The following is a 22,431-nucleotide window of genomic DNA, read 5'->3' as shown; positions in this document are numbered from 1 at the left end:
CCCAGCCTTACGCCGGGAGCCGCCTATCGTTATCCGTTCCGGACCGCCTGACAGGGCGGTCCCGGAGGAGGTTCGTCGCCAGAGAAGAGTGCGTCAGTCGGCGGCCGACAGGAGAGGCAGCGCCTGCGCGCCGCCGATCGGGGCCATGTCGGATTGCCAGACAAAGGCCCGCGCGTAGGCGGCGGCGCCTGAATTGGCGGAGAGGGCAAGCGCGGTCTCTGTAAACGATGGGAGCGCGGCCGTCTCGGTTTGGGTGCCCAGCAGCCGGCCGTCGGCGGCGTACAGCGCGACGATGAGCGTCGCGGCGGCCTCCGAGGCGGAGATGTTGTCGACCGTGACGGAGGCGGAGAGAGAGGCGTCGGCCCCGGGCTCAAGGACAGGCGCAGGCGCGGACAGAACGGTGAGCAGCCCGGCGTAGGTCGGCAGAGCGCTCTCGTCGGCCAGCAGAGAGGGTACAAACGCGCCTGTCGTGCCGGCGGCCTGGAAGGCCTTCAGCTCCCGCAGGAGCGCCTTCGCGTACACATAGGCCTCTTCAGAGATGGCCTTCGAGATGTCCGTGGCCTTCTTCTGGGCCAGGGCCGGGTTGTGTTCGTAGATCTCCACCATGGCGGCGTCCACGTCGGTCTGCTGCGCGATGAGAGATTTCTGATACCGCTCCCAGAAGGCCTGCACGCCGGCGCCGTAGCGCGTGCGGAGTGCGCGGGATCCGAGCTCTGTGGCGTCCCGCGGGCCCTTGCAGAGCGTGTAGAGCTCGCGGAACACCCAGTACATGGAATTTGCATCCGGGTCTGCGTTGTTGTAAGAGGCGGTGTCGGGCCGGCCGTACATCTCGTAGGTCTCGGTCACCAGGGCGCCGTAGAACGGGAGATACACGCCGAACTCGGGCGGCGCGATGCTGAGCCACTCCACGGTGGCCAGCGGGGTCGGCAGATCGTCCCGGGTCTCAAACACGTGCGCCTCCACCGTGCCGTCGTTGCCGATGGCGGAGCTGTTGCCCGTGCCGCTGCCGGCGTCCTTGGACGTGCCCTCCCCGCGGTAGGCGAGCAGGCGCAACGCCTCATACAAGGTGTAATTCTTCTCGGGACGCGGGCTCTGGAAGTAGCTGATGTAACCGGGGGTCAGGGCCTTCGCCGTCTCCTCGTCGTGCAGATAGTTGGCGCCCAGCCATAGGCGGCCCGCGACGCTGGTCGGGAGGTTCGCGTAGCTGTCCGCAATCTTGATAAACCCCGCCTCGTCCAGCCTCAGCGTGCCGGCCTGCTGGGCGACGGATATGAGTCCGGGGGAGGCGACCACGTTCTCCACGTCGCTGACGTCCACATTGCCCGGCATGTTGGGCGAGAAGCCGATCTTGTCGGCGGGCGCCTTGACCGCCACGTACTGGTGCCCGGAGAGAAGCTGCATGTACCAGACTTCGTCCGGGTCGCTCACCATGAAACCCTCCGTGCCGGCCGCGCCCACGGTGTCGACGACCTCGGCGACCAGTTCCACGGCGTGGCGGGCCGAGGTCGCCTGCATCAGCACCACCGACGTGAGGTCGGTCTCGGCCAGTCCGCCGTTCTGGGTGGAGACGAGCGTATCAAGACCAAGGGTGTTGCGACTGCCGGTGATGGCGGTTCGCATGCCGCTCAGCGTGACGGTGGCGGAGATGGCGACGTTTTTCTCATTGATGCCGGCCTCGGCGTAAGGCTCCGGCGTGTAGCCTTCGTTGAGTACGGAATCCGCCACGTAGGTGTAGCGCAGTGTCTGCGCCGGGTACGGCCAGCGGAAGCCGGTGGAGGACACATAGTCTTCTCCCTCCCCGTGCGTCTCCGCGGGATGGACGCGGTAGAGCTTCGCGTAGCGGGCCGAGATGTCCTCGGAGCGGCCCCAGATCACAGCGCCGTTTTCCGTGGTGCCCTTGCCGAGGTAGAAGCTGGTGCAGGCGCTGGCGCCGATGGCGGTGACCACAAAGAAGACCACTGTGAGCGACACGGCCGCCGCCCGTTTCCCAAATGTTGCAAACCTTCTTTTCATACCTGTGTCATCCCTTTCTCTTTGAACAGTATAATCATAGCATATAGTGCATAAAAAATCAACCGGGCCGCCCACGCTTTTACAAATGTTTTGATGATGAAAAAATCCGCCCTTGAGGCGGATTTTTGATTTGGAGCGGGAAACGGGATTCGAACCCGCGACTTTCAGCTTGGGAAGCTGACGCTCTACCACTGAACTACTCCCGCAGATGCGCCGGACGGAGCGCGCCCCAACACTTTTCTATTATAGCGCCAAGTGCGCCGAGACGCAAGAGTGATTTTGCCGAAACGGGGTGAAATTTTTGAAACCAGGTTTACAGACCCCCATCTGCCACGGTATAATGAGAGACGAAGTGAGAAAGGATTTGAGTGTGCACAGCGCCGGGTGAGGCGTATGACAGATATTGATACATATGTCAGATAATGGATTTTATACGGATGAAGGACGGTGAGAACATGAGAAGCGGTCCCGAGAGGCAGCCTTCGCCGCGCGGCGGTGAGGTGACGCCCGCCGAGAGAGCCGGGGAGGGCTCAGGCCCTCCGCGAAGTACAAGGGCGGGCTGTCGGCGTGGGGACGCAAAGAGGCGTGAGACCCCCGCCGTTTTTCATGCGGCCGTCCGCGGCGCCCACCGGGCCGTCGGCCGCTGACAAGGCGGCGCTCCGTCTGGCTTTGTGTTTCCATGCCCGTTTCCGCCGGGAGGTATGGAAATGTTTGATTACAATATGCTGCTCGACGACCTGGGCAGCAAGCAATATCAGCGTCTGCAGACGGAGCTGCTGCAGCAAAATCCCGCGGACATCGCGGGTTTTTTGGAGACATTGGAGAGCGAAAAGGCGGTCATCATCTTCCGAATGCTGACCAAAGACACGGCGAGTGAGGTGTTTGCCAATCTCTTTCCCGAAACCCAGCGGTCGATCATCGAGGCGCTGACCGACAAGGAGATCGCCGTCATCATCGAAGAACTCTACCTGGATGATGCGGCGGATTTCATCGAGGAGATGCCGGCCGGTATCGTCAAGAAAGTGCTGGCCAACGCGCGGGAGGACACGCGCGCGCAGATCAACTCCCTGCTGCAGTACCCGGACAATTCGGCCGGTAGCATCATGACCGTGGAATTTGTGGACCTGCCCGGCGGCATCACGATCGCCGAGGCGTTCGGCCGCATCCGAAAGGTCGGGCCCGACAAGGAAACGATCTACACCTGTTACGTCACCGACGGGACGCGCCACCTGGAGGGCGTCGTGTCGGTGCGCAAATTGTTGCTCGCGGACAGCGGCGCGCGGGTGCGCGACGTCATGGACACGGTGTTTGTCGCGGCCCGGACGCTGGACGACCAGGAGGCCGTGGCCCACCAGTTCAAAAAGTACGACCTCCTGAGCCTCCCCGTCGTGGACAAAGAGGACAGACTGGTGGGCATCATCACGATCGACGACATCATCGACGTCGTGCAAGAGGAGGCCACCGAGGACTTCGAGAAGATGGCGGCCATGCGCCCCTCCGAAAAGCCATACTTGCGCACCGGCATCCTGAGCCTGGCGCGCAACCGCATCACCTGGCTGCTGGTGCTGATGATCTCCGGCATGATCACCGGGGGCATCATGAAGCAATACACGGCGGCCATTGCGGCCGTTCCGCTGCTTGTGACCTTCGTGCCGATGATCACCGGCACGGGCGGCAACGCGGGCAGCCAGAGCTCCACGGTGGTGATCCGCGGTATGGCGCTCGAGGAGATCGGCGCCCGGGACTTTGCCCGGATCTGGTGGAAGGAACTGAGGACAAGCCTCGTGGTGGGCGTGCTCCTGTCGGCCGTCAATTTTGTGCGCGTATATCTGCAGGAGAGAGATGTGGTGTTGGGGCTCACGGTGTCCTTCAGCATGCTGCTCACCGTGGTCATCGCGCAGACCTTGGGCGGATTGCTGCCGATGGTGGCCCGCGCCTTCCGGGCGGACCCCGCCGTGATGGCGGCCCCGCTCATCAGCACGATGGTGGACGCCGTCTCTCTGATCATCTTTTTCTCCATCGCGCAGCTCATTTTGCCGCTGTGACGGCGGATGGTCCCAAAGCGGCGGGGGTGTAACCGGGGAGAGGTGTGTGAGATCGTGAAGAAGGAGCAGGCGGAAAGACCCTTGGCGGTCGCCCAGGGCCGGCTCGGCGCCGAGAGAAACGGAGTGGAGCGCCTGTGCCGGATTGAACTGTGGCCGCGCGAAGTCCGCGTGGTGTCGCTCGACACGGAGGAGATGCTCCATCGCATACCGACGGTCCGGGTGATCGAACTGACGAAACACCGGTTGGCGGACGTGCGTTCCACCTGGCAGGCGGAGAGACGCCCGCCTACGGCCGCGCTCGCGCCTTCGCTGCGGCCGTGGGAAAACAGCGACAACCCCATGTTTTCCGGGCTCGGCGCGCTGTACATCGGCAACCAGCAGCCGGCGTATCTGAAACTGCAGTACCGGGATGAGACCGGCCGCCCGATCGTCCTCTTCTTCAGCCAGCCGGAGTTTGGCGGCATCGTCAAAAAATTCCTGCGCTGTCAGAAGGCCTTCGGCTGAATCACGCGCCGTTGTGTGCTTGAGAAAAATGTAAAATATTGGAAATTATAGACGGCAAAGACAGCGCCCGTCCCCGGGGAGGGGACGGGCGCTGTCTTTGCGATGTCCTGAGGCGCCGCCGAGCCTGTCCCCTTATGAGGTGGCCTCTTCGGCGAACTGGCTGTTGTACATCTCGGCGTAGAAGCCGCCCTGGGCGAGGAGCTCCTCGTGGCGGCCCTGTTCGACGATGGCGCCGTCGCGCATGACCAAGATGAGGTCCGCGTCCCGGATGGTGGAAAGTCGGTGAGCGATAATGAAGCTGGTGCGGTTTTGCATGAGTTTTTCCATCGCCCGCTGGATCAAAATCTCCGTGCGGGTGTCCACCGAGGAGGTGGCCTCGTCCAGGATCAAAATCTGCGGGTCGGACAGAAACGCCCGAGCGATGGTCAGAAGCTGCTTCTGACCCTGTGAGATGTTCGTGGCGTCGTCGTTGATCTCCGTGTCGTAGCCGTGTTCCAACGTGCGCACAAAGTGGTCGACGGACGCGACGGACGCCGCCCGCCGCACCGCCGCCGCGTCGGCGTCCTGACGACCGTAGGCGATGTTTTCGCGGATGGTGCCGTGAAAGAGCCAAGTGTCCTGCAGCACCATGCCAAACAGCGCGCGCAGATCCCGCCGCCGCATCGAACGGATGTCCGTGCCGTCCACCGTGATGCGGCCTTCATCCAGCTCGTAGAAGCGCATGAGCAGGTTGACGATCGTCGTCTTGCCCGCGCCGGTCGGCCCGACAATGGCCACCCGCTGACCGGGGCGCAGCGACAAATTCATGTGCGCGATCAGCGGCGCGTCCGGACGGTAAGCAAACGATACGTTCTCGAAACACACCGCGCCGCGCGGGTCCGACAGCCGGGTGTCGCCGGTGTCCGGCGTCTCTTCCGCTACGTCCAGCAGTTCGAAAACCCGTTCGGCCGAGGCTGCGGTGGACTGCAGCATGTTGAGAATCGCGGAGGTCTGCTGGATGGGCTGGGTGAACTGCCGGGCGTATTGGATCATCGCCTGCACGGCGCCGAACGACATGGCCCCGCCGGCTACCTGCACGCCGCCGTACACGCAGACGACGACGAAGTTCAAGTTGTTCAGCATCCACATCATCGGCATGATGATACCGGATAAAAACTGTGCGCGAAACCCCGCGCGGTACAGCCGTGTGTTCTCCTCCCCAAAGCGGGTGCGCATGGCCTCCTCCCGGCCGAAAGCGGTTATAATCTCGTGCCCCGTGTAGGCCTCCTCCGTCAGCGCGCCCAGCGCTCCGGTGGACGCCCACTGAGTGCCAAAGTATTTCTGTGAACGCCGCATGATGAGCGCCGTCGCCAAAAACATAAGCGGCAGCGTCAGCAGACAAAGGAGGGTCAGCGTGGCGTGGATTGTAAACATCATGATGAGGACGCCAAACAGCGTGAACACTGCCGTGACGATCTGGGTCAGATTTTGCTGGAGCGTGGCGCTGATGTTGTCGATGTCGTTCGTCACGCGGGAGAGGATCTCGCCGCGGCCGGTGCCGTCGTAGTAGGAGAGCGGCAGGCGGGAGAGCTTTCTGTCGACCTCGCGGCGCATGTGGTAGATGACGTTGCGCGACACACGCGTCATGAGACGCGACTGCACAAACAGAAACAGCGCCGCCGCGAGATAGGCGCCCAGCATGAGCGTCAGCGCGCGGCCGAAGGGGGTGAAGTCCATCCGCGCGGCGGCGCCCGCGGAGATCTTCTGTGAGACGGCGCTTACAAGCTCGTTGATCCCGGTCTCCATGATTCTGGGTCCGGCGATGTTGGACCCGACGCTCAAAATGGTCATCACAAACACGGCGGCGACGGCGGGCCACTGCGGCCGCAGGTAGCCGGCCAGACGCCGCATGGCGCCGCCGAAGTTTTTCGCCTTCTCCGCCGGCATGCGGCCCGCCGGGCCGGGTCCTCCAAACGGGGGCCGGGTCGGGCGCGGCGGCGCGGACGGTTTCTTATCGCTCACGCGGGTCTCCCCCCTTTCGGAAGCTGGGAGCGCGCAATCTCCCGGTACACCTCGCAGGTGCGCAGGAGTTCCTCGTGCGTCCCGCGGCCCGCCATGCGGCCCTCGTCCAGCACCAGGATGAGGTCGGCCCTTTGGATCGTGGAGATACGCTGCGCCACAATGAAGATCACGGCGTTCGAGAGAGAACGCCGGAGCGCGGCGCGCAGCGCGGCGTCAGTCTTGAGATCGAGTGCGGAGAAGCTGTCGTCAAACACATAGAGCGCCGGCTGTTTCACCAGCGCGCGGGCGATGGCCAGCCGCTGCCGCTGCCCGCCGGAGACGTTGGCGCCGCCCTGTTCGATCGGCGCCACCAGCCCGTTTGGCATCGCGGCGACGAAGTCCCGCGCCTGCGCGATCGCAAGCGCCTCCCACAGGGCTTCGTCGTCGGCCTCCTCCCGGCCGCAGCGGAGGTTTGAGGCCACCGTGCCGGTGAAGAGAAACGCCTTTTGGGGGATAAATCCGATCTGGGCGCGCAGCGTGTGCAGCGGCAGGCTGCGGATGTCCGTGCCGCCCAGCAGGACGGCGCCCTCCGTCACGTCGAAGAAACGGGGGATGAGGTTTACCAGCGTAGATTTGCCCGACCCTGTCGAGCCGACGACGGCGACGACCTGACCCGGCGCGGCGTCAAAACAGATGTCCGTGAGCACGTCGGCCTCGGCGCCTGGGTAGCGGAACGACACATGGTCGAACCGGATGAGCGCCGGCGCTTGCCCGAAGTTGCCCAGGTCCCGCGCCGCGCCGGGTTCCGGTTCCCGGATCGAGGGCGCGAGGCCCAGCACTTCGTTGATACGGCCGGCTGAGGCCGCCGCGCGCGGCAACAGAATGAACATCATGACGGCGATCATGACGGACATAAGAATTTGCATCAAATAAGTGAGAAAGGCCATTAGCCGGCCCATGTCCATGAGGCCCGCGTCGATGCGGTGGGCGCCGAACCACAGCACAGCCGCCATCGAGGTGTTGAACAAGATGGTCATGGCGGGCATCATATAGGCCATCAGCCGGCCAATCTTCAAATTGACGTCGGCGTGTTCGCGGTTGGCTGTGTCGAAACGCGCCTCCTCGTAATCCTCCCGGACGAAGGCGCGGATGACGCGCACGCCGGAGAGTTTTTCTCGCATGACCTGCGTCAGCCGGTCGAGTTTCTTTTGCTGAAGGCCCATCATCGGCAGAAAGCGCGACGCCAGCAGCGCCACAAAGAGAGCCATGACCGGTACGATAACGGCGATGATGGAGGAGAGCGTCACGTCCTGCCGCAGGGCCATGACAACGCCGCCGACGGCCATGAGGGGTGCCGTGACCATCATACGCAGCATCATCATGACGGCGATCTGCACCTGCTGTACGTCGTTTGTCGTCCGTGTAATGAGCGAGGGCGTGCCGAAGCGGTCCATTTCCTGCCGAGAGAAGGACTGCACATGTGCAAACAACCGGGTCCGGATGTCGCGTCCGGCGGCCATGGCGGTGCGCGAGGCAAACCAGGAGGCGGCGATGGCGCAGGCCATCGAAACAGTGGCTGTGAGCAGCATAAAGCCGCCGGTGCGCCAGATATAGGGTACATTCGACTGCCCCGTCACGGGGTTTGGCATGATGCCGTTGTTGATGATCTCCCGGTTGAGGGTCGGCAGATACAAGTCGAGCAGCGCCTGCGTGAGCAGCAACAACAACACGGCGCCGATTGACCCCGCATAGGGCCGAAGGTGCCGTTTGAGCAACCTGATGATGGGTCTTCACCTCCTGCGTGCGTTCCAATTTTGTCCAAGCGCGCAAACGCGATTGGCAGCTATTCTATGTCATGTGTCGGGTATTGTCAAGAGGAAAGCTGTAAAAGATGCGTGAACGGTCGGCTGTTATTTGCCAGGCCGGCCCACGCGGTGATATAATGGCAATACATAAAATATACGGGCGCCCACAGGGCGGACGGCGGCCGCGCAGGCCGGGGAGGACGGCATGAAGATCCAGGACGTCAGCGGTTTTCACAATCTTATCCGCGCCGGAACGGGGGTGGAGCGCCGGGAAGCGGCCGGCCAGACGCTCAGTTTCCGGCAGGAACTCGCGCAGCTCAGCCGCGCGGAGGCCGAGCGCAAACTGACAGAGCTGCAGCAGGACATCGACCGGCAGGGGCAGGCGCTGGCCCGCCGGTGCGACATCGTGGAGCTGAAGAAGTACCGGGAGATGATCGCCGAGTTCATGTACGAGGCGGTGCGTTTCGCGTTTTCATTCAAAAAGCAGTCGATGATGGACGCACGCGGGCGGCATCGGATCTACGCCCTCATCAAGCGGATCAACAAAAAACTGGAGGAACTGGCCGCGCAGGTGCTGCAGGACCAGGCGGACGCCCTGGCCGTCATGCACTCCATCGACGAACTCCGCGGTCTGCTGCTGGATCTGTACCTCTAAGTGCGGTTTTCGACCGCCAATGGAGAATTGGAGAAGGGGGAGGGTTTTGTGCGTGTGGCTGTTTGTGACGACGAGGGTGTTCTCAGGGCGCAATTGCGCGAGGTGATCGATGCGAGCGGTGTTTTGCCCGGTGATGCCGTGATTGCTGAGTTTTCAAGCGGAAGCGCGCTTTTGAACAGCCACAGGGAACGTCCGTTTGACATCATTTTTTTAGACATTCAGATGGAGGGCCTGTCCGGCCTGGAAACGGGGCAGGAAATTCGGAAGATTGACAGAGATGCCATCATCATATTTTTGACGAGTCATGGCCAATATGTGTTTCAGTCCTTTCAAGTGGAGGCATTCGACTATATTGTGAAGCCTGCCGACGCCCAAAAGGTCAGTGAAGTGTTGAGCAGGGCATTGGAAAAACACAGAGGCCGACATCATATGATCGAATGCAAGTGGGAGGATATTACTTGCGCGCTTGACGTCAGTGAAATTGTCTATCTAGAGGCGAGCCTCCGACATGTTGTATTTGTGACAAAAAGTAAAAAATATGAGTGCGCTGGCAAAATCGGCGAATATGAGGAGCGCCTATCTCCGTACGGTTTTTTCAGATGTAACCATGGGACATTGATCAACATGCACTATATCAAGAGGATCAAAGATACACGTATATTCACAATCTATGGTCAGCATGTGGACATGAGCGTCCGGAAAAAACGGGACTGTTTGAAAGCTTTCAATGCCTTTCTTGCCAAGTATGGAGTGTGAGATATGGATAAATTGTTGATTGATTTGCTGGGGACAGGCGTCGAAATTCTTGCTATCATGCTATTTTATGGAACATTTTGGGAGATGAAAAAACGCAATTGGCCTATCCTTATAGGGGGGCTTGTCTGTGCTACTATCGTTAATGTTGTGGTCACAGCATATTTTCAAGGTGCAATCATACTTCCTGCTGTGGCTGTTGTCATCAACTGTTGTCTGAGTTTTTATTTTGTGTCCAATGTCACGTCGAAGTTCCTACTCGTTCTGGTGATTACAGTGATCATGTTGACGACAGAAATACTCGTTGGCATTTTGCTTGTGCAAGTTTTAGAAATCCAGATTGCAGAAATGCAAAGCAATTTTTCAACATATATTCTGGGCGTACTTGTATCAAAATTTGTTTCGCTGCTTTTGGTGTACTTGATCAGGTTTTTCATAAACAAAGGAAAAGAACAGGTGGATAGACAATTCAATCTACTGATGATGTTTATGCCGGTACAATCCATCATCCTCTGTTTTATTATAAATGAATTTACCTCAAACATCGACAATCCTCGTATCTCCACGTTGGGTTTGCTAGCTGTAATCATCTCGTTGTGTCTGGTATTTATCACAATAATTATCCTTGACAGACAGCGCAGGGCTTTGTCCTATAAAAAGGAATATGAGTTGGCGCAGCTCAGATTGGAAATCCAGATCGAGCACTATCAAAAACTCTATCAAACACAGCGTGAGGTAAGGTCGATCCGTCATGACATGAACAACGCGCTGATCGCCATATCCGGCATGTTGGCAGAGGGCCAGATAGGGGACGCTCTGAGGCACATAAAGAGGATTCAAACGGATATCAAGAGAACGGCAGATGTCGTAGACACGGGATTCCCGGCCATCGATGCGATTTTACAGGCAAAAATCAACAGAGCCAGCGAATCTGACATACACGTTGTCCACACAGTGTTGCTGGTCGGCAGTCTGGCTGTCGACCAGTTTGATTTGGCTGTTGTTGTGGCCAGCGCGCTGGACAACGCCATCGAGGGGATTTTGCGCTCGGCCGATGTGAAAAGGGAGATTCTGCTTCGCATCACAAATACGTCCGGCAACGTCTCGGTTCTTGTCGAAAACTTCGTCTCCGGACCGGTGGACGTGAGCTTCCGGACATCAAAGCCGGACAAAGGAAATCACGGATTCGGACTTGCGCAGATAAAGGCGATCGCACACAAGTACGATGGGGATGTGACCCCGCATTGGGACCCAAAAGATGGAAAATTTTCACTCAAAGTGCTCCTACAGAATCGGTCTGTTTAACAGTTATGTCTTTTTTTTCGACACTTATGCAGATGCCATTGACAAAATTTGCCCGTGATAGTATGCTCCGACCGTAGGGGTGATCGATATGATTGCTCGGATGTCCAGAGGCATATCATCGTTTTTCATGGCCCACGGGCTCATCGCGGCGGATGATGAGGAAGTTTATACGTACAGTTTTGAAATCCTGCTGTCGACATTTGCGAATTTCCTTGCGCTGACGTTTCTGTCTGTCATCACCCGTACCGTACCAGAAAGCGCTCTGTATCTGTTGGGATTTGCGCCGCTTCGTCAGATCGCCGGCGGATATCATGCGAAAAATCATTTCAGGTGTTTCCTTATTTTAATGTGTTCTTATGCGGTGTTTCTATTGCTCTTGTTGTATCTCCCGGTGGATGTTCAGTTCCCGGTCATTGTCACAAGTGTTTTGTTATCAGTCGTCTATGTGTTTCTCTTTGCGCCGGCGGAAGACGCGAACAAACCGCTCTCGTACGAGGAGAAGGTCCGATTCAAGAAAAAGAGTCGCTGTTTCATCGCTGGGTATGCCGCAACAATAGGTTTGCTGACTGGTTTCGTGCCTGACAAAAAATTTGTCTTTTCTTTAGCGATGGGAGTTTTTACCGCAGCAATATCTCTAATGGCGAATTTTATAAGGTATGAAAACGGTAAGCAACGTGAGCAGGAAGGAGGTGGAGTATGAAAAAGCTGGGTGCCGTAGGAATGCGACTGGGTGGATTGTTCGCATCCTTGGCTTTGGTGCTGGGCGTAGCGTCTTCGCAGGCGGTTTGTACTTTGTGGTTCCATCAGCCCAAAGTGCCGCAGGGTATGAGCAGGTTCAAGAGGAGCAGGTAGAGTACAGATCCATTGTTATAGTGGGGTAGGTTCTGTTGGGGATGTTTTTATGACGGAAAGGTTGTGTGGTTCTACTTGGACTAAGAAACTACTGTGCGCTTCCATAATGAACGCGCGGATGGCTGATTTATGGTTATTTATATTGACCAAAATTAAAACAAGGGAGAACGACTAATGAAATTAACTATGAAACGTGCATTCGCACTCGTATTCGTGCTCTCATTGATGATGACATCAATTACTTTGGCAAAAGAACCTGCCGTTGAAGGAGACGTTCTGAGCGTTACCACATATGTAAATAGTAGCACTCTGGGTGAAACTGCGTCAATTCGTCTCCAGGCAGATGCTCTTGTTGCAGAGGCAGATACAGAGTCCTTGTTGGCTGATGCTGTGACAGGAATTGTTGACTATTCCGTTCCTATATCGGTGAGAGAAAGTGTTATTGCAAGTGCAGAGTTCATTCCTGTTATCGGTGTTGCAGAAGATGAAATTGAGTTTGAAGTAAGTTCAACGGTTCAGAAAATGGGAGAACTTACCCGTGACAATGGAGAAACTGCAAATCTGTATGTTGCGGTTGCGGTTGCGGCAAATGTTAAAGAAGATGAGAAATATAAAACGCAATATGGAATAATGGCATGGGCTTGTGTTTATTGGATTGACATTTCTGGAACTGAAAATGAATTACATGCGGCGGCTGGGCAGTGGGAGATAGAGAACGTGGTCGTAACGAATCGTCAGCTAAGATATGGGACGACAGATATATTTTGGGCTTTGTGGACGGATGGACCAACTGTCAAGTATCCTACAAGCAATTGGGCTTACTATGAAGACTCGTCCACCTATACTGGTTTTGTCCTGAGATGCGAAACCAGGATCGATGTGGTAAATCTCGGCACAGTTATTTGTAATGTAGGTAGCAGAATCACAACCTAAGGTGGTTTAATAGATGTTTAATGAGCGAGGAAAAGGCGGCGAAATATTATCGGTATTTACAGCTACAATATGCCAAGCTATTTTGTTCGGCGCTGTATTTCTTCTTGATATAGTCTTTGTTCCGTGGCCGTCAGACCTCTGGATATTGTTGATTTTTCGGGATGGTTTGCCGGTCCTTGTTTCTATTCTTTGTTGTTTTATTGTGCATCGCAATGCGTTTCACTTCAGGTTTAAAAATCTGACATGCAAGGGTTCTATTCTCAGGATTGTCTCTCGTATGATTGCTGTACTTTTTGTTTTGATAATCGGGTACATGGTAGACATATCGAACAGGATTTCGAGCGGGAGACTTGGTAAGTACGGAGATATGATGCTTTCTATGGTGAGAAACTTTAATTTTTATATTTGTGTTTCCCTGTTCCTATTTGTATTTGCACTTGTTGAGTATATTTTTGTTGCGTATCCAAATAGACAAGCACAGACTTGACTTTGAGGTAACAGCACTGCGTTCTGTGTTTCGTTGTTATTGGGAGACTTTTTGCCCATTGGGCAGGGAGTCTCCCAATAATAGAGGGAACCATTAGACTTGTTGAACATTTTGCCTCCGGACCGATGAACATGGACTTCCGGACATCAAAGCAGGATGTATCCAACCACGGATTCGGACTTGCACAGATGGTGTCGACCGGTGGTATGCTACGGATGTGGGGATGGTCGGTTGATTGCATGGTTCCACCAGCCCAAAGTGCCACAGAGTGTGAGCAGGTTCAAGAGAAACGGGTAGAGTTGATGTGTGAGTACTTACCTGAATCCGTGACACAGTAAAGGCGAAGGATTAGGTAATGGTGTGGGTGTGTCGAAAATGAGAGTAACTCCTGGTTCCTTGTGGGCACATAACCCAGTCTCAACACGATGTGTTCAACAGCGTAAGATGTATCGGCTTGATTAAAAGAAAGGATGTCACATCATGAAAAAGGTGTTTGACTATCATTATGTCATCACGGTTGGGTATTACGATACAGGGATACCATCTAACGATCAATTATATGTAAATAGTGGATGGTCATCCCACGGGTTCGTTTGGATTGCCCAGTCATACGCTTATAAACAGATTTCTGTAGTATGAATCACTTTAGAAACAATACAACCACTTATAAGAAGCAAGTGATTGTATTGTTGAGTTTGTTCATATTATCTGCAGGAATTTTAGGGGTGTTGAAACTGGTGGCTTTTAGAGAAAAGCAACCAAGTGATGCTGATATTTTAAATCGTCTTTTCAATCAACCACAGTGGGACGATTACAATTTTTTCTCTGCGACAGGAGAGATGTCTATCTCTCCTGTCGCTAATGGTTCAAGCTTTGATTTGATTCGTGGAGCATGTGAGGATATTGGCATTGAGAGACCTGTTCTTCCGACAGACAAAGACATTTCAAAATTGGATGGGCTCAGATATATCCATGCGAGGTTTTATGAGAAACTTTCAGACTTGCAGGGGTATGAATTGCGATTTTTTGTCTTTGTTGATTTGGTGGATAATCAAGTATACAGTCAATGGATCGCTGTGCTTCCATGTATCATAGATAGTCACGGAGGATTTTTAAATATACCGGAAGGAGAGATGATTTATTCCGCTAATGCAGATCCCAATTTGATAGCCTCAGATGTGCAGACTTTTTTATGGGGCAATGAAAAGGATATTGTTGGAGATGTTCGTCATTTCCAGGGGCTATTGGCAGAAAAGAATACTGACGATTTGTTTGAACAATCGTCGCTTGTGGTTGTTGGCGTCGTAACTGGAATATCGGAGGGTTTTCAAGTGAGGAGTCCTTCTGGTTCAACTGCAAATTTCACCGACTATTATATTTCTGTTTCTGATGCGATAAGAGGAGCGACTGACGAAGAGATAATTACGGTACGTGTACAAGGTGGCACAGCGGGAGGATACACGGAAATATATGAGCCAAATGTAATATTTGAAGCGGGTGATGAATACCTTCTTTTTCTATATAAACCTGGGAGAGGCGGCGCTTTTAATACGGAGGGTGATTATTACTATATCTTGGGACTTTCGCAAGGTGTGTTCTCCTCCAATGACTCCTCGCAGTTTGTTTCACAATCTGGAGCAATACTTGAGCAAGAGACTCTTGTATCGCGCGCCATGGAAAAGCCTGTAGACGAGGAGTACTTCAGAAACGAATTCATCAACAATCAAGAATCGAATCTAGAAAACGGATTTATTACGTTGGAAGAATACAACGAGATGATGGAGAACTTAGACATTTATGCGACAATTATAGAATAACATTCTTTACATGGATGGAAACTCGTCCGTTTGAACGGCCACGAGTGGTTTGAGTATCATGGAGCTCAACCACCTGTGGTCGTTGATTTTACCGCTCAGTGCCGTAAAGGGGCGCGAAAGTAGAGTCGAAACTCCGTCAAAATGAAGTCACAGAACGCAAAATGGTATAGAGAAAATTTGCGATAGGAGATGAGAGGCTCTGGATTCGCTTGCTTTTTGATACATTTTATGTTATTGTAAAGATATGGAGCTCGCTGCGAATGCAGCGAGTAGGTGGCTTGCGAGTCATCCACTTGTAGCGGAGAAATCCGCAGCAAAGGTCGGTGAGGTGCAGGAAAGAAGGCTGGAAAAATAAGAAATATGACTGTGCCGGCAAAACCAGCACAATGATCTTAGATAGGTAGCGGAAGAAGAGGTGTAAAATCGTGACCAAAAGCGCGCGCCTTACCATCGCCATTATACTTGTTGCATCGTTCATTTTACTGCAAGCCTGTACATCCAACGAGACTGCCCCTGCGTTTTCGGAGCAGCGCGGAAGCTTTTCGTTTTCGGGAAACAGCTTCCATGTGCAATATTTTGGCGAAAATAATGATATGCAAATTCCCGTTCCGGAACCTGTCAGGCAGTGTTTGATGACAGACGATCAGGAAATTGAGCCGTTCGACGTATTTGTCCACCCTCGCGTGACGGCTTTTGTGTCGGGTGGTAATGACGACAATGCTGCTGCCGCCACCGTGTACAGTACTGTGGACGAAGGGAAAAACTGGTCTGGAGCTGCCCTGCCAAAGGTTCGTGAACAGCAGCTAGATAATAATAGTGCGGGCAATCTTTTTTCTTCCGTATCGATAGGATTCACCTCTGCGTCCGACGGCTGGATAATTGGGAGTCTATACCACGGGATGGGAAACCAGGAAAACTTTGTCTATATTTCCCACGATTTTGGAAAATCATGGGAAGAAGTCAACAACATCAATGACCAATACGCGCGCGTTTTGCTTTTCGGGCTGTTCACAACCGAGCGCATCGGGTTTATGTGTTTCAGGTTTGAACTTGACACAAATCCTCTCCCGATGTACAGAACCGCGGACGGTGGGATGACATGGGACGCGGTTGCGATGCCCGAAATCGACATGCCGGAGGATTCATATTACCAGTTCTCCGCTCTTCAGCCCCAGGGTGATACATATAGGCTGCTTTTGTCGAATCCCCTCTCCGCAGACGACACTGCCACGTTGATCAGTTCTGATTTTGGCGCAACTTGGAGCATAGAGAATGAAAAAAGGTGAAATTAACGATGAAACACAACAAACGAAAGCTTTTTGTGTTTGGCGTATCCCTGTTGGCTGTGTCAGTGTTAACGATATCGGTAGGCCTTGCTCCCTACGCTGGAGAAAAATCTCCATGGTTTACGCAGCCCGAGACAGGTGAAGAAGGCTTTGTGCCTGCTCACAATCCATATGATACTCCGGAAGCATGGGCAGAGCTTTCTACATTGGATAATCTTGCGTTGGTGCAAATTCCGGAAGATGAATTGAGCGCAATGCCAACGGTGCAACTTGTGAAAAGTTGTCTAAATTACGTTTATTTTTCGGATATGTATGCGTCCAGTGCTTTCGGCGACCCGTTTGTGAGTATGGTTCAACCTCATTTCAATGGGTTTTCTGAGCTTTTCACGCGAGAAGATCGAGGAAGTGCCATTTTGTCAATCTATAGCAATTTGGATATTCAAGAATTGGATGGCGTTGATCGCTGGGCGGTGTTGCGACTCGAATGTCTTTATGCTATGCTGCGGCAATATGAAATATTGGATGCGATGACAGTTGATGAGAAAGTCTTGCTTTTGCAGACGATTGCGGGACGACGGCTTAGCGCAACCAACGATGCGGTTTCGGCATCAACTTTTTATAGCGAACTGTTGGTTGCGGCACGTTGCCTCAATACTTTTGACGGGGAATTCCAACAGAAGGTCGCGAATTCTCCGCCGCTCAGCTACATTCTTGACATGAAGTTTGTGGCAGCTGATGCGGAAGACGCTGATTTTGCGTCTGAAACTATGGCGGGAATTTGTTCCTACATTCAAGACAACTACGGAGTCCTGTGCCCTGGCGGCACGAGACAGTGGCGCGGAGCGTAAGAAACACATTTGCGGCGCCCTGTTCGATGTCGAGATTGCGGAGGAACTCCCCGCGTATATGGGGCTTGTCTTCGAGGAAATCTGCAAGCAATATCTGCTGGAGCAGGCCAAAAAGAACGCGCTCCCATTCCTGCCTGGGAAAATCGGCAGATGGTGGGGCAGCAATCCTTATAAAAAGCGACAAGAGGAAATTGATATTGTAACCTATCGAAAAGACAGCGCCCTGTTGTGCGAGTGCAAATGGACAAACACCCCTATGGACATAGACGTACTGACCGCTCTCACAGAAAAAGCAGGCCTATTCCCCTACAAAAAGATGTGGCTCTGGCTGTTTGCCAAAACAGGTTTTACAGACAGACTCACCCATGAAGCGAAGAAACGGGGCAATGTCCGGCTTGTGCGGTTTGAGGACATGTTTTGATGACTGCCCACGAAAAAACGGAGAGGCCATACGGTTTGATTTTATTTATGCAGTGACCTTAGAGGGACAATCGTCCTAAACACATCGCCCTCGATGAGTTCGGGTTCACCGCCGGAATAAATTTTCGTATACTTATACAGATTCCGCACACCGGAACCGAGTTTGTCGGCGCGTCCGATGTTGACAAAGAATCGCGCCAACAGTGGGTTCTTCGGGTACGGCGTAAAGTTGTCTGGATCAATGCGCCCTTGCCATTGCGCCTTGTTCCAGTTCTCCGCATATATGCGGCTGCGCTCGATGACAATTTTGGCCGGAAATGCGCTTGTATACTCTCGGTGAACGAGAGAGTTGCTGACGATCTCACGCGCTATCCATGAATTTACACTCACACGCTGATTGTCAATAAGGAAAAATCTGTCGAGTGTATGCTTCATCATAAAGTCAATCAGGAGGTCATAGCTTTCAATGAGGTTCGTCTCGACTGTGAGTCTGTCGTCAAAACGGTCTATGTTCTCACAGCGCATAATTGCATCGGTAGTATAGCCCGGCAAGCACGAACGAATCACATCGTCGCGCCCAAACAGCAGAATAGCCGCGAGATTAAAGCCTTCTGTATCGGTGCGCCAGTCGTGGGCATATAACCCTGCGCTGCAAAAAATCTCCATATTTGACATATTTTTCCACCTGTGATCAGGGTTGAGATTTACAGCGATCTGCCGCACTTTTGGCATCAGGTCGAGCCGCAATTCTCTCTCCGTCACATATTTGATAATCTCCTGTTCAGTATACTGCGTAGACTTGCGCCGATACAGGTTCGCGGTCAGGTCAGTTGATTTTGTTATGTCAACATCAGCATCCTCTGTGCGATCAAATACATGGTTGGCGCATAGCACCACCTGTGAACTCTGCGGGATATAGACATACAGCACCGGTTTATCGTCAATGGCAGCTTCCTCAAGATTGAGCAACAAGGTGGGCGAAATCTTCTGAGGGTTGTTCAGCGATGTCACGAAGTCTTTCTTAATACCCTGAACGGCCTCCGGTGCAACGCCGCTGACCGTGCCGTCATCGTCAACTCCAAGCAGGATATAGCCGCCGTAACGGTTGGAGAACGAGCAAACCGTCTCGTACACGCTCTTGGGAAGCGTGCTCTTACAGCGTTTGAACTCGACTGTCAGTCCTTCACCGTCACGCAGAAGCTGTTGAAGCTTGTTTATCATGCTCTGCCTCCTATTCTCTGTTCCCCGCCCATCAAACTTTTATGCGCTCCAAAGCAACAACGATTTCACCGGACACCTCGCTTTGAGCGACGTATTTCTTTAGCTGAAGCATCGCGAGCCGACTCGGTTTGGTTCGGTTATTTTCCCAGCGATTGAGCGTAGCAAAACTTACGTTCAAATATAACACATGGTATAATGTTTTGTCAAGGCAGTGGATGGAGTACTCGCATATTTTGATAAATTATTTCTACACAATGGGGCAAAGAATCCGCAGGGTGTTGAAAATTATCTCCCGCGGCCTCTTTAACCTCTTGCTTCCGAAAACAACACACGTGCGATCCGCTTCACAGCATGACGGAGCTCCCACCGGCGCGCGCTGAGGCACAGGTTATTCGACACATATTTCATTATTTTCCATCAAAGTGTTTTATTTTTTCCATTTACTTTTGATGAGACAGGGAATATGATGAAGGCGAAATCGCCTTATATTCTTGTTTGCGGATGGTGCTCGACATGAGAAAAGCTTTTTTTGTTATTTTAATCTGGAGAGTCGGCCCCGTTTAGTCAGGTTTATGCAGAGGAACGTTTCGACAAAACCTGCGACTATACGGATTTCATCATTGGAAAAGATCGACTTCGGCTTTTGCGATGATTTCTATGGATTCTGTTCGTACGAGTTTTAAGATAGGTACAGTGGAAGTATTTTCTTCCTGATAAAGGGCATGGTGGTGATCAGGTCCAATGAAAATTCGGGCGGTATCTGGTTGCATAGTTGTATGTTTTATACTTTCGATTTTCGGTTGCACGGGATATGACGATTGGGCGCAGCCAGAGGATGATCCTTTTTTTATTAGCAACAACATATTGTTTGGAATTGTCATGGTTGATGCAGGCCCGTATGTGTTCTTCAATGGAATCAATCATAGCGGCAATCTATACTACTTAGATAAAGAGACGGAACGCATTACGTTTAACTGCATGGAACCTACATGCGGTCATTTTGCGCTCGATCAAGATACCTGCACGGGCGCGCTATGGCTGCCTATGGGTTCGTACTATCCCAAGGGAAATTCAATCTATGTAATTTCGCAAAAGATGCCCGGTATCCTTCAGATGTATGGGCAGTATCGGCGTGATTTTTATCCTTTGGGTATCACCGTTCCTAAAAACGGATATTACGCTATTTATAGGGATTGTCTTGTCATTTATGCCGCCAATCCGCAAGAAAATAGCGGGATGTTTTCCTTTTATGAGCTGGAAACATATGATCTGAAAACCACATTGACTGTCGAGGGAACAAATCTTTTGTATTGGTTTGTGTATGACGAAATCCTCTACTATGTCAATATGGCTATGGATCTATATAAAGGACCCATAGCGGGCGGGGAAGCCGTTTTGTTGGATACAAAAGTGGAGCGGATAGCCATAGATGGGGAGAATCTGTACTATAGAAAAAGAACGAACCCGGGCGGCCTGTTCCGCCTTGGCCTGAACGGCGGTGCTCCGTTGCTCCTGATAGAAGGCGTGGACGCCTTTGGTGTGGGGACGGAGCATATCTATTATACACGGTACGGCGATTCTGCCGGGCGGGGTTTTCTTTCGGACAAAGAAGGAAACAATGAGAAGATGTTCTTGGAAGACCTCATGTACCCGTACTTTTATGTCTTCTCAAACTATGACAAAATTGTTGTGCAAGACGGGCAGCATGACGGTATCTTCCTGGCCGATTTGGATGGATCAAATGTAAAATTGATTCCCTTGCCCGTCGTGGAGGAATGATTTGAAACGAGTGATGATATGGAATTGAAAGCAGCCGATGTTTCGAAATCGTATCGAAACAAAAATGCGCTTCGGTTATTTTCTTCGTGCTTTGTGCCGGGGCTCTATGGCCTCTTGGGGCCAAACGGCGCGGGGAAAAGCACGCTTATGAACATCTTGGTTGGCTTGCGCCGGCCGACGGAAGGGCAGGTCACTTTCGACGGCGAAGAAATCTGTGCGCTGGGGACAAAGTACAGAATGCTTCTCGGCTACCTGCCCCAAGATGTGGGCTTTTATCAGGAATTCTCAGGGAAAAAGATGCTCCAATACATGGCGGCGCTCAAAGGTATCGAAGACAAAAGAGAAACAGCCTCCGTCGCGGATGCGCTGCTGGAAAAGGTGAACTTGTCCGCCGACGGCCATCGAAAGATTGGGCACTACTCGGGGGGTATGAAACAGCGCCTTGGGATTGCGCAGGCCCTGATCGGCGACCCCCAAATTCTGCTCTTCGACGAACCGACAGCCGGATTGGATCCCAAGGAACGGATACGCTTTATGAATATACTCTCGGAATTTGCCAGCACAAAAATCGTTCTTTTGGCCACGCACATTGTGTCCGACGTCGAGCAAATTGCGGGACAAATTCTATTTCTCAAAGAAGGACAGTTGATCTCACAGGGCTCGATACCGCAGTGTTTATCCTTGCTAGAAGGGAAAATATGGGAATTTGTTTGTACCCACGCGGAATATGACGCGCTGTCCGCGTGTTTTTCCGTCTCCAAAGTGGTGAGCGAAAACAACCGGCTGCGCGTTCGTCTGGTGGCGGACGCTCCCCCCTGCGAGGACGCGCAAAACGTGGCGCCGACGCTTGCGGATGTATACATTCACTTTTTCGGGGAGGCGGAATGAATGAGAGGATGGGCGTATCTCACTCGATTTGAACTCTATAAGATTGCTCGGCAGCCCGCCGCGCTGGTTTCTTTTTTTCTGATTGTCGGGTGGATATGTTTTTCTTCTTTTGGCTGGGCAGACGACAAGAATGTATTTTCCGAGGAGCTCGGCACGCACCTCGATCAGAGCACCTATGACCTCTTGCAGGCGCTGCGTCCCGAGGTGGAAAGTCTGGTCAACCGCGGCGCGGTGAACGACATGGTGCAGGTTCCGGACCTGAGGCGCGCCTATCGGGCAGATGATATCTACCGCATCATTGTACAAATGGATTATATTGAGAACAGTGAAGGGCGAAAAACCACGTATATAGGGCGGGCGCAGAGCAATGTGGAGGCGCTGGAGGGCGACCCGCACAATTTGTATGCCAAGCGCTATAACGCGGCGGTTCGGGATGTGCTTCTCGCCCGCAAATGGCCGGCGCTGCTGTTCGGTTGGCAGCAAGGGCAGGCAATCTTGCTTCTTGGCGGCCACACCACTTTCAATCTCTTTGATATCTTATTTGCGCTGTTTTGTCTTCTGGGCCTTTGCGCCATTTTTACGCGGGATCATGAGTTGCGTACGCGCGCGATTGTCCTTAGCACAAAGTGTGGACACAATATGCTGTTTTTCTCCAAACTCTGCGCGGGCGGACTCTTCATCGCGGGCAGCTTGCTTTTCTTTATGGCGCAGTACCTGGTGCTGTTGGGAATCAAATTTGGTTTCGAGGACTTCTCCGCGCCGATACACAGCCTGCCGCTCTTTGAAAAATCTCTCTACAACATGAACTTTTTCCGCTTTTGGCTGACGCTGTTTGCGCTC

The 22,431-nt window shown here is 53.2% G+C and carries 18 protein-coding genes and 1 tRNA gene; 14 read left to right on the top strand and 5 right to left on the bottom strand.

The annotated features are described in order from the left end of the window. Positions 1-93: 93 nt before the first annotated feature. Positions 94-2,013, bottom strand: a complete 1,920-nt coding sequence (locus tag LBK75_00615) for a C69 family dipeptidase (GenBank protein MDR1156799.1) — start codon at positions 2,011-2,013, stop codon at positions 94-96. Between the two features lie 131 nt (positions 2,014-2,144). Continuing rightward, positions 2,145-2,219, bottom strand: a tRNA-Gly gene (locus tag LBK75_00610). A 495-nt stretch (positions 2,220-2,714) separates the two neighbouring features. Between LBK75_00610 and mgtE the strand changes: the two genes are divergently transcribed. Together mgtE and LBK75_00600 are read left to right on the top strand one after the other, a co-directional pair. Then, positions 2,715-4,058 carry a magnesium transporter gene (gene mgtE, locus LBK75_00605; protein MDR1156798.1) on the top strand — a complete coding sequence of 448 codons (1,344 nt, stop codon included), beginning with the start codon at positions 2,715-2,717 and terminating at the stop codon, positions 4,056-4,058. Between the two features lie 54 nt (positions 4,059-4,112). Beyond that, on the top strand, positions 4,113-4,562 hold the full coding sequence (locus LBK75_00600) for a hypothetical protein (GenBank protein ID MDR1156797.1): 450 nt from the start codon (positions 4,113-4,115) through the stop codon (positions 4,560-4,562). 132 nt (positions 4,563-4,694) lie between these two features. On the opposite strand, the gene LBK75_00595 is transcribed toward LBK75_00600, so the two are convergent. Beyond that, the gene (locus LBK75_00595) at positions 4,695-6,488 is read right to left on the bottom strand and encodes an ABC transporter ATP-binding protein/permease (protein ID MDR1156796.1); all 1,794 of its coding nucleotides are present in this window, start codon (positions 6,486-6,488) and stop codon (positions 4,695-4,697) included. Positions 6,489-6,559: 71 nt separating this feature from the next. After that, positions 6,560-8,326 carry an ABC transporter ATP-binding protein/permease gene (locus LBK75_00590; protein ID MDR1156795.1) on the bottom strand — a complete coding sequence of 589 codons (1,767 nt, stop codon included), beginning with the start codon at positions 8,324-8,326 and terminating at the stop codon, positions 6,560-6,562. Positions 8,327-8,552: 226 nt separating this feature from the next. Here LBK75_00590 and LBK75_00585 point away from each other — a divergent pair, with 226 nt between their 5' ends. From LBK75_00585 to LBK75_00540, 10 genes are all read left to right on the top strand, one after another. Further along, positions 8,553-9,002 (top strand): YaaR family protein, encoded by a 450-nt coding sequence (locus tag LBK75_00585; protein ID MDR1156794.1) that lies wholly within the window; start codon positions 8,553-8,555, stop codon positions 9,000-9,002. A gap of 48 nt (positions 9,003-9,050) precedes the next feature. Further along, positions 9,051-9,758 carry a LytTR family DNA-binding domain-containing protein gene (locus tag LBK75_00580; GenBank protein ID MDR1156793.1) on the top strand — a complete coding sequence of 236 codons (708 nt, stop codon included), beginning with the start codon at positions 9,051-9,053 and terminating at the stop codon, positions 9,756-9,758. Between the two features lie 3 nt (positions 9,759-9,761). Beyond that, the gene (locus LBK75_00575; protein MDR1156792.1) at positions 9,762-11,060 is read left to right on the top strand and encodes a GHKL domain-containing protein; all 1,299 of its coding nucleotides are present in this window, start codon (positions 9,762-9,764) and stop codon (positions 11,058-11,060) included. Between the two features lie 88 nt (positions 11,061-11,148). Next, positions 11,149-11,760 (top strand): accessory gene regulator B family protein, encoded by a 612-nt coding sequence (locus tag LBK75_00570; GenBank protein MDR1156791.1) that lies wholly within the window; start codon positions 11,149-11,151, stop codon positions 11,758-11,760. A gap of 20 nt (positions 11,761-11,780) precedes the next feature. After that, complete coding sequence (locus LBK75_00565; GenBank protein MDR1156790.1) at positions 11,781-11,912, top strand: cyclic lactone autoinducer peptide; 132 nt, start codon at positions 11,781-11,783, stop codon at positions 11,910-11,912. 174 nt (positions 11,913-12,086) lie between these two features. Beyond that, positions 12,087-12,845 (top strand): hypothetical protein, encoded by a 759-nt coding sequence (locus LBK75_00560; GenBank protein ID MDR1156789.1) that lies wholly within the window; start codon positions 12,087-12,089, stop codon positions 12,843-12,845. A gap of 1,212 nt (positions 12,846-14,057) precedes the next feature. After that, entirely contained in the window at positions 14,058-15,149 is a 1,092-nt protein-coding gene (locus LBK75_00555; GenBank protein MDR1156788.1) for a hypothetical protein, read from the top strand. Between the two features lie 425 nt (positions 15,150-15,574). Continuing rightward, positions 15,575-16,435: a glycoside hydrolase gene (locus LBK75_00550; protein MDR1156787.1), complete on the top strand. Its 861-nt coding sequence runs from the start codon at positions 15,575-15,577 to the stop codon at positions 16,433-16,435. Positions 16,436-16,443: 8 nt separating this feature from the next. Then, positions 16,444-17,283: a hypothetical protein gene (locus LBK75_00545; protein MDR1156786.1), complete on the top strand. Its 840-nt coding sequence runs from the start codon at positions 16,444-16,446 to the stop codon at positions 17,281-17,283. Further along, a complete protein-coding gene (locus LBK75_00540; protein ID MDR1156785.1) occupies positions 17,171-17,704 on the top strand; it encodes a DUF234 domain-containing protein in 534 nt (177 codons plus the stop codon). Before LBK75_00545 ends, LBK75_00540 begins: the two co-directional genes overlap by 113 nt. A 41-nt stretch (positions 17,705-17,745) precedes the next feature. Here the strand turns inward: LBK75_00540 and LBK75_00535 are convergent, their stop codons facing one another. Then, positions 17,746-18,924 (bottom strand): putative DNA binding domain-containing protein, encoded by a 1,179-nt coding sequence (locus LBK75_00535; protein ID MDR1156784.1) that lies wholly within the window; start codon positions 18,922-18,924, stop codon positions 17,746-17,748. A 741-nt stretch (positions 18,925-19,665) separates the two neighbouring features. Here LBK75_00535 and LBK75_00530 point away from each other — a divergent pair. After that, positions 19,666-20,703, top strand: coding sequence for a DUF5050 domain-containing protein (locus LBK75_00530; protein MDR1156783.1), 1,038 nt, complete (start codon positions 19,666-19,668; stop codon positions 20,701-20,703). Positions 20,704-20,721: 18 nt separating this feature from the next. Then, positions 20,722-21,591, top strand: a complete 870-nt coding sequence (locus LBK75_00525; protein MDR1156782.1) for an ABC transporter ATP-binding protein — start codon at positions 20,722-20,724, stop codon at positions 21,589-21,591. The last annotated feature ends 840 nt before the right edge of the window (positions 21,592-22,431 follow it).

The sequence above is a fragment of the Oscillospiraceae bacterium genome (genome assembly GCA_031265355.1).
Classification (GTDB): domain Bacteria; phylum Bacillota; class Clostridia; order Oscillospirales; family UBA929; genus JAIRTA01.
Note: the sequence above shows the minus strand (reverse complement) of the source record. Positions and strands in the feature narration are given on the sequence as shown.

Bases quoted from the DNA above. Each gene is read 5' to 3' on its own strand.
- LBK75_00530 (MDR1156783.1), top strand. From the start codon at position 19,666: ATGAAAATTCGGGCGGTATCTGGTTGCATAGTTGTATGTTTTATACTT.
- LBK75_00575 (MDR1156792.1), top strand. From the start codon at position 9,762: ATGGATAAATTGTTGATTGATTTGCTGGGGACAGGCGTCGAAATTCTT.
- LBK75_00615 (MDR1156799.1), bottom strand. From the start codon at position 2,013: ATGAAAAGAAGGTTTGCAACATTTGGGAAACGGGCGGCGGCCGTGTCG.
- LBK75_00595 (MDR1156796.1), bottom strand. From the start codon at position 6,488: ATGCCGGCGGAGAAGGCGAAAAACTTCGGCGGCGCCATGCGGCGTCTG.
- LBK75_00545 (MDR1156786.1), top strand. From the start codon at position 16,444: ATGAAACACAACAAACGAAAGCTTTTTGTGTTTGGCGTATCCCTGTTG.
- LBK75_00570 (MDR1156791.1), top strand. From the start codon at position 11,149: ATGATTGCTCGGATGTCCAGAGGCATATCATCGTTTTTCATGGCCCAC.
- LBK75_00525 (MDR1156782.1), top strand. From the start codon at position 20,722: ATGGAATTGAAAGCAGCCGATGTTTCGAAATCGTATCGAAACAAAAAT.
- LBK75_00535 (MDR1156784.1), bottom strand. From the start codon at position 18,924: ATGATAAACAAGCTTCAACAGCTTCTGCGTGACGGTGAAGGACTGACA.
- LBK75_00540 (MDR1156785.1), top strand. From the start codon at position 17,171: ATGCGGAAGACGCTGATTTTGCGTCTGAAACTATGGCGGGAATTTGTT.
- LBK75_00585 (MDR1156794.1), top strand. From the start codon at position 8,553: ATGAAGATCCAGGACGTCAGCGGTTTTCACAATCTTATCCGCGCCGGA.
- mgtE (MDR1156798.1), top strand. From the start codon at position 2,715: ATGGAAATGTTTGATTACAATATGCTGCTCGACGACCTGGGCAGCAAG.
- LBK75_00560 (MDR1156789.1), top strand. From the start codon at position 12,087: ATGAAATTAACTATGAAACGTGCATTCGCACTCGTATTCGTGCTCTCA.
- LBK75_00565 (MDR1156790.1), top strand. From the start codon at position 11,781: ATGCGACTGGGTGGATTGTTCGCATCCTTGGCTTTGGTGCTGGGCGTA.